The organism is Paenibacillus algorifonticola, assembly GCF_050481745.1.
GTDB classification, from domain to species: Bacteria; Bacillota; Bacilli; order Paenibacillales; family Paenibacillaceae; genus Pristimantibacillus; species Pristimantibacillus algorifonticola_A.
On the sequence record NZ_JBCNGR010000002.1, the window covers coordinates 185,125 to 195,755 of the forward strand.

The window sequence follows — 10,631 nt, forward strand, 5'->3', positions numbered from 1 at the left end:
ATTGTTCCCCATTAGACTCTACAGTTTAATTCGAATGACATTCCATGACGCTTTGTTCAGCACAGCTTGGATTTGGCCTTTATCCGTTAATGCCGCGCTGCCATTCGTGTGCGGAGTCACGCGGTTTGGCGCATCGGCAGTATTGGAAGCGGACAAATCCTCATTTTCCAAAACAATATGCTCCAAAATGCGTCCTTGACCGAAGCTGCGCAGGTCGATATCGAACGAAATGCTTTCTTCCAGATGACGATTCACCGCAAATACTGTAACCTCTTGCTTCTCTTCATTATGCACCGCTACAGCCTCAATATAAGGCACATCTGTAAAATCTTTAGTGTCATGCTTAGGCGAGCTCATGAGCGGCACAAGCACCTCGCCTCTGCCGAACAGGCTTGCGTGCATATACGGATAATAGATCGTCTGCTTCCATGCGCCTCCGCCGTTCGTCGTCATAATAGGAGCGATGACATTGACGAGCTGCGCGATGCAAGCCATCTTCACCCGATCGGCACGCTTGAGCAGGCTGATCAGCATACATCCGACGACCAGCGCATCCTCCTGCGTATAAATATCTTCCAGCTGTGGAGGGGCAATTTGCCAAGGATCCAGCTTTTTGTCCGATTCATTGGAATGGAACCATACGTTCCACTCATCGAAGGAAAGGTTGATTTTCTTCTTGCTGCGTTTCTTCGCCTGTACGAAGTCGGCTGTTGAAATGACCGTATTAATGAAGGAGTCCATTCCCACGGATTGCGCCAGGAAATTCGCCGTATCCTTCTCGCGGTTGCCGTAATATTGATGCAGTGAAATATAATCCACATCATTATAAGCTAAATCAAGCACCGTTGCTTCCCAATCCGGGAAGGTCGGCATGCCGATTGCTGAGCTGCCGCAAGCGACAAGCTCAATCGTTGGATCAACCCAGCGCATAACCTTTGCAGTCTCGCTGGCGATACGTCCATACTCGACGGCGGTTTTAGCGCCGATCTGCCAAGGGCCGTCCATTTCATTGCCGAGGCACCAGGTTTTGACGTTGTGCGGCTCCTTGTAGCCGTGCTGCACGCGCAAATCACTCCAATACGTTCCTGAAGGATGATTGGAATATTCAAGCAGGTTACGTGCCTCATCAGGGCCTCTCGTCCCCAAATTGACCGCCATCATTGCATCCGTATTCGCTTTGCGGCACCAGTCCATAAATTCATTAAAGCCAATCCAGTTTGGCTCAATGGTGCGCCAAGCAAGCTCCAAACGCCGCGGGCGCTGATCAAGCGGGCCTACGCCATCTTCCCAGTTGTAGCCTGAAACGAAGTTGCCGCCGGGATAACGCACAATCGGCACATCCAGCCCTTTTACAAGCTCCAGCACATCGGAGCGAAAGCCCTGTTCATCCGCCTGTGGATGGTCCTTTTCATAAATACCGCCATATACCGCCCGGCCCAAATGCTCGATAAACGAGCCATAAATTCTTTTATCAACCTCACCTACTACAAAATCCTTATCAACGATCAGCTTTGCTTGTTTGGACATGTTCAGCTCACCTCATAAGATTAATATTTTTGTTAACCGACTAATAAAATTACAATGTATAGTTTCATTAAACACTATGCAGCAGCAGAACGCAAGCACGAATTCATAACGCTTCCAACCTTTTTTTTCATATGAAAAAACGGTTGAAAGAGCTGCCTTCGCAGCCTCCTTCAACCGTCATTGTCCGCTATTGGCTTCCTGCCAAGCTTGCTTGCTTCGTCATTCTGAAGCAGCAGCCCGCTCGAGCTGAAGCTCGCATATCGTGCCATGATTCATTTTACTGTGGAAAAATATTTTTCCATTCATTTCCCTGACCATATTCATGACGACCATTAGTCCGAGCCCGGTGCCGCGCTCCTTCGTCGTATAATAGGGCAAGCCTAACCGCTTAACCTGGGAGCGATCCATCCCGCAGCCCGTATCCCGGACGAGAATTTGAATTTTATTGCGCACTAGCTCAGTCTGCACCGTCAGCTTGCCACCTTCAGGCATAGCCTCAATGCCATTTTTCATGATGTTGAGCATACACTGCTGAAATTTCTTGACCTCGCCGCAAATAATGAGCGGCTCCTTCGATAAATGATACACCTCAACGGTTATGTTCGACAGCGCCGAATAAGGCTTCAGCCAAGGAATAACTCCGTCGATTTCATCCTTCACATTCAGCAGCCGCCGCTCTTCTTCACTAGGCTTCGAAAAATTCAAATAGTCGGTAATAATTGCATTGGCATGATCGATCCCTTCAAAAGCATAGGTGCGGTAACGCTCGAACGTCTCGCGGTCGAGCGGCTCCCTGCTCATTAATTGCAGAAAGCCTCGCGTCGTAGTAAGCGGGTTGCGGATTTCATGCGAAATAGAGGCAGCGAGCTCGCCAACGATTTGATTTTTTTCGGAGATGATGAGCATTTGCTCGTACCATTCCCGATTTTTCACATTAAAATAAATAAAGCTGACCAGCAACGATGAAAATGCCACCCCAACAGCAATTATACCGAGCTGCAGCACATTTAAAGCATGTCCAAGCGCCAGGGAAACACCAATATAAATCAGCATGTATAACAAGACTAGGAACAGATTCACAAGGCTTAGCTTTTGCTGGGTGTTAGGCTTTATTTTAAAGTGGAAAAGCAATCCTGTCAGCAGCAGCACGCTGATAGCTGTTCCTGTAGGCAGCCAATGGTTGCCATAGAGCAAAGTACCGCCAAAGAAAAGCACCATTCCCGTAACTACGCCCGGGAGCAATCCTTCATAAAGCACAGCGAGTGCCAGAGAGACGGAAGTGAGATGCAGCGCATAGACAAGGGAATCAATTTCCTCCAAGCTCAGAAATACCGTTGTAAATACGACGAGCAGCCCTACAAAAAGCAGCCTACGTTTTAATGTAGAGGACAGCGATCTTGGGGTAAAAACAATAAACATAAGTGCAGCCGCCATAATATACAACAGCCCGTGAATGATTGATTCTAACGTAAGATGAAGCACAATTTTATCCTCATACTCTCTCTCATATAATATTTTCTTACAAAAATTGTATTTAAGAAATTTGATAAGATCACAATTTTATATTACTATACATAACCTTTCATTGCCAATGGCTTGTTTCAATTATAAAAAAAATCCGGCTCGCCAGCAGGATATGCCCTCCAACTTTATTTGAAGGCATGTCCCGCTGACGAAGCCGGAAACTTATGGAAGGAGATGAAGCAGCAGCGCTTTTTGAGCATGCATCCGATTTTCCGCCTGCTGGTAAATGACCGAATGCTCCGATTCTACCAGCTCCTCTGATATTTCAAAGCCCGGATGAATCGGCATATCATGCATAATGTAAGGCGTGCAGCCCGCAAGAGTGCTGCTGCTTAATTGATACGGCAGCATCACCTTAATACGGCGCTGCTTCTCCTCCTGATAAAATGCCTCTTGATAAAACTCCATATCAATCCATGTATCCGTGTATACAAATTGAGATTGTGCGGCTGCATCCTGCAAGCTGTCGAGCTGTTCCACCCAGCCGCTTTGCAGCGCGTTATCCATCAGCAACTGATCCCACGATGGTTCATTAATGATCGGCGTTACAAGCAGCAGCTTGATGCCGAGCAGCATGCAGCCTTCCACGAGCGAATTGGCCACATTATTGTGAATCCCCACATAGGTGAGCGTTACACCAGAAAACGTACCCGCCACCTCATAGATCGTCATCAGATCGGCCAGAGCCTGACATGGATGATATTTGTCACAGCAGCCATTGATGACCGGAACGGTCGCATAACGCGCCAGCTCCAGCAAATCAGCATGATTTTTGAGCCGTGCCATAATGATATCGCTGTTTCTTGAGACGTAGCGCGACTCGTACTGAATGGGCGAAAGGCTGAAGTTGCTGCTGTTCCAGTCCATCGGAACGACATAGCCGCCAAGCTGGTTCATGCCGGATTGAAACGAAAGATTCGTCCTTGTCGAGCTTTTTTGAAAAAACATCAACAGCCCCTTGTTGTCAGCCGCCTTGCTGTAAAGTTGCGGATTGCGCTTTATTTCAACCGCCTGTTCAATGATACTCTGAAGCTGCTCCTTCGTTATGTGCTCAAAAGATAAAAAATGCTGCAAGCGTAACACTCCTTAATGAATAATTATTCGTTATACTGAATTATTATTCATAATAGCGAATTTGCCTGCTTTTGTCCAGCCTCTTCCATAGGCCAAGCTCAGCCGGACATAGTCCAGCCCTAGTCCGGCTTTAAAAGCCGGGATATTTGACCACCGGCCATTTCTCTTTGCGCAGCTTGGATACAAACGCGTCCCCTACGTTGAGATTGCTTTTTACAAGCTCGGTCGGAGTGAGCGCCATCCATTGATTAAGGGAAACATCGGCGAAGCGGTCGCTTTTGAACATTTCCAGAAACCATAATGTTGTTTTTCCGGTATTCTGCACATAATGACCGCAGGCAAATGGCACATATCCCACATCGCCAGCCCGCACATCATACGTTCTTGCATTTCCATTGCCGGTAAATACAGTCATTCGGCCTTGGCCCGATAAATAATATTGCCACTCGTCGTTATTCGGATGCCAATGCAGCTCGCGCATAGCGCCAGGCTTAATTTCTACAAGTGCTGCTGCAATCGCTTTGGATGCTGGAAAGTTGGAAGAATCGACGATTCTTACACTGCCTCCTGGCGTAAGGATAGGCGTCTGCTTCAACAGCTCAAACTTAAAGGACTGCGGGATTGTTCCGTATGGAGATTCTACCTTCTGGCTCTCTAGGGAACCGGGAACCGCGCCTTTATAAATATAAACCTGATCATCGGGAATATGGTCAAACTCATTTTCAGGCACGCCAAAATTGGCCGACAGCACTTCCTTCGGCGTATGGGCAAACCAATCGGAAATCGACAAGGTGTTTAAATCCGAGAAATTCCCATCGTCAAACACGAGCAGAAACTCGCAGCCCCCTTCCAGCCCTTGAATGGAATGAGGAATGCCCGGTGGAAAATACCACAAGTCGCCCGGCCCGATATCAGCTATGAAATTTTTCCCGTTCTGGTCCACCGCTGTAATCCTTGCATTTCCAAGCAGCATGTAGGACCATTCTGCCTGTTGATGCCAATGCATTTCTCTGACTCCACCCGCTATTAGCGACATATTGACTCCTGCAAGCGTTGTTGCAATCGGCAGCTCTCGAGCCGTTACCTCACGGGACCAGCCCCCTTGATTCAACTGCATATGGGCATCCGAAAATGAAAATTTCATATTGGGAACGAGACCTGCATCCGTTACAGGCGGAACTAGCATATCCGGATTTTCCAAATCCCTCATTACATCACGCGGCCCTAAATCCGGGCCTCCAGCACCGTCACTCCGAATCGGCTGAGGGATGTGCGGGTATTTCGGCCTCGTATTTTCAGATTCGCTCATCAATGACCATCCTCCTGTACAAAGGTAGACTGCGCATTCACTATCTGCCAATATATGCTTGGAGGCTGAAATTATGAGTTTTCAGTACAATCGCTATAGGCAAAAAAAAACCGGCTAGCGCAGCTCCAGCCGGTTTTAACTATAAATTACTCCATATGAAACAGCTTGTTCATCGGAACTTGTAGATCTTTAAAAACGCTGGACTGAACCATTTCCTGCTCCGTAAACAAATGACGCACCTGATAGCTGCCGTCCTGCAGCGCATAAACATGAACCGTCCGGTTGCCCGGGTCGGCAATCCAATATTCCTGCACCCCAAATTTTTGATAGAGATTGAACTTTTCATTAAAGTCCTTCAATGCGGTTGATGGTGACAGCACCTCAATGATTAATGCGGGAGCACCATTACATCCCCTCTTTGAAATTTGGTCCTTGGAACAAACGACTGAAAGGTCCGGCTGTACGATATGATCAGGTGATTGAAAATCCCCGCTTTCACTGAAAAACACATCAAAGGGTGCCATAAATACATAGCAGTTCCGATTTTGAAAAAACGTACGAAGGGCAAAATAAAGCTCCCCGACAATATATTGATGCAACGAGGTCAGAGCCGGAGACATATTAAAAACTTTTCCATCAATAAGTTCCCATGATCCATCCCAAGTTAGCCAATCCTCGTAGGTATGCGTTTTTTTCTCATCCGGATGTGACAAGATACTCGCCCCCCTCAACTAAAACGTTCATTATATCTTTCCTATATTAGTATTGTAGCATGTTCCCGGCTTTAACCAAAATCCACCTTTACAAGCATCTCCCCCTTCCCGTCATAAACTTGGCCCACTGCACATACCTATGGTATGAACGGTATTATCAAGTACGGGGGGATGGCTGATGAACCAGGATGAGATCCGTGCATTGGAGCGGTCCATCGATGAAATTACGGAAATCGCTCAAGGCTTTGGCCTCGATTTCTATCCGATGAGGTATGAGATTTGTCCAGCCGACATTATTTATACGTTTGGCGCTTACGGCATGCCGACGCGCTACAGCCACTGGAGCTTTGGGAAAACCTTCAACAAAATGAAGATGCAATATGATTTTGGCCTTAGCAAAATTTACGAGCTCGTCATTAACTCCAACCCCTGCTACGCCTTCCTGCTGCAGGGCAATTCACTTATTCAGAACAAGCTGATCGTTGCGCACGTTCTCGCCCATTGTGATTTCTTCAAAAATAACGCCCGTTTCAGCACCTCCAACCGCAATATGGTCGAGAGCATGTCCGCTACAGCTGAACGCATTCAGCAGTATGAAATGGATTACGGTCTGGAAGCCGTCGAAAAATTTATCGATGCCGTGCTTGCCATTCAGGAGCATGTGGACTCCGCGATTATTAAGCCATACCAGCTCGATAAAACCCGTTATATTGAAATGCTGACGACGGAGCAGAACCGTTCGGTCAGCACGGCTATTCCTTCCGAATATGAGGATCTATGGGGGCTTGACCCGGATGATGCCAATCGCCAGGATCAAGCGCCGCCGCCAAAACATTTTCCGCCAGCACCGGAAAAGGACTTGATCTGGTTTATTGAGGAGTACTCGCCTCAGCTTACGGACTGGCAGCGCGATATTATGTCGATGATGCGCGATGAGATGCTTTATTTTTGGCCGCAGCTGGAAACGAAAATTATGAACGAAGGCTGGGCTTCTTACTGGCATCAGCGCATTATTCGCGAGCTCGACCTGACAAGCGAGGAAACGATAGAATTTGCCAAGCTGAACTCCTCCGTCGTCGTGCCCTCCCGGCATACGCTGAATCCGTATTATTTGGGGCTGAAAATTTTCGAGGATATTGAGAAGCGCTGGGATAAGCCGACAATAGAGGAGCAGCGGCGCTTCGGGCGCGTGCCGGGCAAAGGCCGGGAAAAAATGTTCGAGGTGCGCGAGCTTGATTCGGACATTTCGTTTCTCCGCAACTATTTGACCAAGGATTTGGTCAAGGATCTGGACCTGTATGTTTTCGAGAAGAAAGGGCCGGAGTGGAAAATAACCGATAAATCGTGGGAAAATATCCGCGACCAGCTTGTTTATTCTAAAGTGAACGGCGGCTTCCCCAGCCTGTTCGTCACAGATGGCGATTTTAACCGTGTAGGCGAGCTCTACCTGCTTCACAAGTACGAAGGCATGGAGCTCGATCTGAAATATGTTGAGCGTACACTGCCGCATGTCGTCCATCTCTGGGGCAAGTCGGTCCATCTCGAAACCGTCGTCGAGGACAAAAAAATCGTGTTCAGCTGCGACGGCAAAAAAACGAGCCGAAAGTTTGTGTAACGCTTAATCGCGCTTAATGGCTTTTTGGGACAAAAAGGCGGGAAGCTGCTTTGGGGCAGCTTCCCGCTTTTTTTTACAAATTGATAGCTCCGTCCGCTCGCCGGCTCTCCCCTATTTCCTCTCTCCCGAGCTATCCCCCTCCCCCTTAACCAGACCTTTCTCTTTCTCTTACCTATTCGTTTTGCTTTTGCAGGTTATCCCCTTAGCTCAGAACGAGCGTCGCCCCTTACATCGGGGATAAAAAATCTTTTCTCGATTAGGCCATTAACCTTTTTGCAATCATCCAATCCGTGTTTCTGAGCTAAGGGGATAATAAGTATAAGTAAAAAAATCCTATAAACCCTCGCGCTCTATAGCCAAACAGCAGATTGATTTGGCTGTAGAGATCGCCGGAATTTGACTCCGCATATTGTTTCGCTTAAACTTTACCATAGATTACATCTTCCTAATTTTAAGAGAAAGGAGTGTCCGTTCATGAAGAAAAGATCCTTGCCTTTCATATCCTCTGGCTACGGATACTCGACTGCTGTTTTTTTCTAAAATCCATTTTACGGGTGAAGTGTGCCCAAAATAGTTGGATGAAAATGGCAGAAATCTTAAAATGAGAGGCGAAGATGCATGAACAATTTAGGGATCACTAGAAAAAATCCAGCAGGAATGCCTAGTCCAGTAGGGAATTACAGCCACCTTACAAAAATTCCGAGAAACGCTGAGCTGTATGTTACTTCTGGCCAAATCGGAACGGACCAAAACGGCAGCATCCCGAATACTTTAAATGAACAAATCAACAATACGTTTGCTAATATCAACATTTTACTCAACTCCGAACAATTAAACTCCGATCATATTATTAAGGTGAACATATGGGCCACTGAAAAAATAGATTGGGAATATCTCTACGAAAAATGGGCAGAACTTTTTGGCATTCATTATCCCTCTATGACGATTGGTTATCTTACGGAATTAGGGCTGCCAGAAATAAAAATAGAAATTGAACTATGGGCGGCTAAAGCTTAAAAATGGCAGCAGCAGACTAAGGCTATACTTAGTCCGCTGCTGTTTTCTTATATTTGATTAGGGTTATTCCGCTTTTTGCCGTAATGACTCCAAATAACCTTTATTTTGCAGCACTCGGGGGTCCTCGGGTCGGAAAGTTCGAGCAGCCTCATTATGAAGATAAGCCAGCTCGTAATCCCCTAGACGATCGTAGCAGACGCATAGCTGAAGATGCGGCAGCCAGGTGGAGCAAGCCATATTGACAAAGCCCAGCCGTTGGTCGGACTGCCCACGCTCAATTGCGAGGTTATACCAGAAACCAGCCGTCTCGAAATCTTTTTGCTGCAAAAAATAATAGCCCAGCCGGCAGCAAAACTCCGCCCGCGGACTGCCATATTGAAACGATCTTAATATCGATTCGAGCTCTCGCTCTGTATCTCCAAGACGGTTATAGCAATCCGCCAGCTTGCCGCATGTCGCAGCATTATCCTCCACCCAGCCTTCGCCCGTCGAAAGAAATTTTTCATAATAGAGAATTGCTTGTTCATATTTTTCGTGATCGCGAAGCTCATTCGCATAATAATAAAGATCACGAGGGGAAAATGTCTCGCCGCGCTCCAGACGTTTTGCATAAATCATTAAATTCCGATTATGGTCATGATGAAGGCTGTTATGGGTAATGGCAATATCGCTGCTTTCGATGTTTCCCCACACCTCCAAATACTCATGCACCGCCCCAATCCACTGGTAGTTGTTCGTCCTTTTGACAAGTCGGTTGCGGCTAATGCTGGATGCCAGATTGCCATATTCATCGAAGGCTAGATGATAGTTCATTCGGACGGAATCGACCTCTGGGCTCAGCTCTGCTTTTAGAACGGCAAGTTTTTCACGGTCATTTCCCAACAATACATCATCGGCATCGAGCCAAAAAATATAGTCCTTCCCGGCCTTGCTGAACGCATAGTTCCGAGCCGCAGCAAAATCATCCGTCCATTCCTTATCAAAAATCAGCTCCGTATAGTTGCTGGCGATAAATATCGTACGGTCGGTTGAACCCGTATCTACAATAATAATTTCATCTACTAAATCGTGAACGGACGATAGGCAGCGGCCGATGGTGTCTTCTTCATTTTTGACAATCATACAAAGGCTAATGGAAATCATTTCGCTCACCTCGATATTAAAATTGGGCCAAGTAGCGGTCGCCCTTTCTTAAGTCAATTCGTGTATGGACCAGACAATGCCATTCGTTGTGCCGTTGCCTAAGTTCAAGGATATAGTAAGACCATTTGCCACGTAAAAAAGTCCGATCACGTCACCGGCATTAAGCGTCACGTCTCCAGCTAAAGTGACCGTACCACTGCCAAGAATCGCTCTCAAAGTTAAAACAAGTGCAACATTGACGTTGAGAACCGGGAACAGACCGGTAATCAAAGTTGTGGCAGTAGGCGTGGTCCGTTGGACAGCAAAAGCTGGATTAACGGCCGCTCCAAGCGTAATTGAAATAACAGCCGTAGTTGCATAGTTGATGGTGGCCTTAATTGCATATCTTCCCGTTGTGGGAACCGTATAATTGCCCGTAACCGCGTTAAAATTGGGATCACTAAAATAAGGGCTTGCCGTTGACCAATTCGTTAGCTGCGTACTAGCAGAAGTCGTAAGAGTTGCAAGAAACGCCGAAAACCCTTCGGTAGCAAAGTTGGGGCCTGTTGGGCCTATATCTCCCGTTGGACCGGTTGCTCCGGTTGCTCCGGTTGCTCCTGTTGCTCCTGTAACACCCGTAGCCCCGGTTGATCCCGTTGCCCCGGTTGCTCCTGTTGGACCTGTCGCCCCTGTGTTTCCCGTTGCTCCTGTATCTCCCGTAGCCCCGGTT

8 protein-coding genes and 1 pseudogene are annotated in these 10,631 nt (G+C 47.2%); 2 read left to right on the top strand and 7 right to left on the bottom strand.

All coding sequences use genetic code 11. The features are described 5' to 3' along the window. Positions 1-18 precede the first annotated feature (18 nt). From ABEW34_RS01110 to ABEW34_RS01130, 5 genes are all read right to left on the bottom strand, one after another. Positions 19-1,527 carry an alpha-N-arabinofuranosidase gene (locus ABEW34_RS01110; protein WP_430154105.1) on the bottom strand — a complete coding sequence of 503 codons (1,509 nt, stop codon included), beginning with the start codon at positions 1,525-1,527 and terminating at the stop codon, positions 19-21. 219 nt (positions 1,528-1,746) lie between these two features. Further along, a complete protein-coding gene (locus tag ABEW34_RS01115; RefSeq protein WP_430154106.1) occupies positions 1,747-3,009 on the bottom strand; it encodes an ATP-binding protein in 1,263 nt (420 codons plus the stop codon). Between the two features lie 204 nt (positions 3,010-3,213). Continuing rightward, on the bottom strand, positions 3,214-4,125 hold the full coding sequence (locus ABEW34_RS01120; protein ID WP_430154107.1) for an ornithine carbamoyltransferase: 912 nt from the start codon (positions 4,123-4,125) through the stop codon (positions 3,214-3,216). Between the two features lie 130 nt (positions 4,126-4,255). Further along, complete coding sequence (locus ABEW34_RS01125) at positions 4,256-5,434, bottom strand: oxalate decarboxylase family bicupin (protein WP_430154109.1); 1,179 nt, start codon at positions 5,432-5,434, stop codon at positions 4,256-4,258. A 146-nt stretch (positions 5,435-5,580) separates the two neighbouring features. Beyond that, on the bottom strand, positions 5,581-6,147 hold the full coding sequence (locus tag ABEW34_RS01130) for a Uma2 family endonuclease (RefSeq protein ID WP_430154111.1): 567 nt from the start codon (positions 6,145-6,147) through the stop codon (positions 5,581-5,583). 178 nt (positions 6,148-6,325) lie between these two features. On the opposite strand from ABEW34_RS01130, the gene ABEW34_RS01135 reads away from it, so the two are divergent. Continuing rightward, positions 6,326-7,762, top strand: a complete 1,437-nt coding sequence (locus ABEW34_RS01135) for a SpoVR family protein (RefSeq protein ID WP_430154113.1) — start codon at positions 6,326-6,328, stop codon at positions 7,760-7,762. A 618-nt stretch (positions 7,763-8,380) separates the two neighbouring features. Further along, positions 8,381-8,779 carry a RidA family protein gene (locus ABEW34_RS01140; RefSeq protein WP_430154115.1) on the top strand — a complete coding sequence of 133 codons (399 nt, stop codon included), beginning with the start codon at positions 8,381-8,383 and terminating at the stop codon, positions 8,777-8,779. A 63-nt stretch (positions 8,780-8,842) separates the two neighbouring features. Here ABEW34_RS01140 and ABEW34_RS01145 read toward each other — a convergent pair whose 3' ends face one another. Then, positions 8,843-9,922 (bottom strand): tetratricopeptide repeat-containing glycosyltransferase family 2 protein, encoded by a 1,080-nt coding sequence (locus ABEW34_RS01145; RefSeq protein WP_430154116.1) that lies wholly within the window; start codon positions 9,920-9,922, stop codon positions 8,843-8,845. A gap of 48 nt (positions 9,923-9,970) precedes the next feature. Then, positions 9,971-10,631 (bottom strand): annotated as a pseudogene (locus ABEW34_RS01150) (collagen-like protein); the annotation flags it as partial.

What these genes read in the sequence shown, in the direction of transcription:
- ABEW34_RS01110 (WP_430154105.1), bottom strand. Translation starts at nt 1,527, where the DNA reads ATGTCCAAACAAGCAAAGCTGATCGTTGATAAGGATTTTGTAGTAGGT.
- ABEW34_RS01125 (WP_430154109.1), bottom strand. Translation starts at nt 5,434, where the DNA reads ATGAGCGAATCTGAAAATACGAGGCCGAAATACCCGCACATCCCTCAG.
- ABEW34_RS01135 (WP_430154113.1), top strand. Translation starts at nt 6,326, where the DNA reads ATGAACCAGGATGAGATCCGTGCATTGGAGCGGTCCATCGATGAAATT.
- ABEW34_RS01140 (WP_430154115.1), top strand. Translation starts at nt 8,381, where the DNA reads ATGAACAATTTAGGGATCACTAGAAAAAATCCAGCAGGAATGCCTAGT.
- ABEW34_RS01145 (WP_430154116.1), bottom strand. Translation starts at nt 9,922, where the DNA reads ATGATTTCCATTAGCCTTTGTATGATTGTCAAAAATGAAGAAGACACC.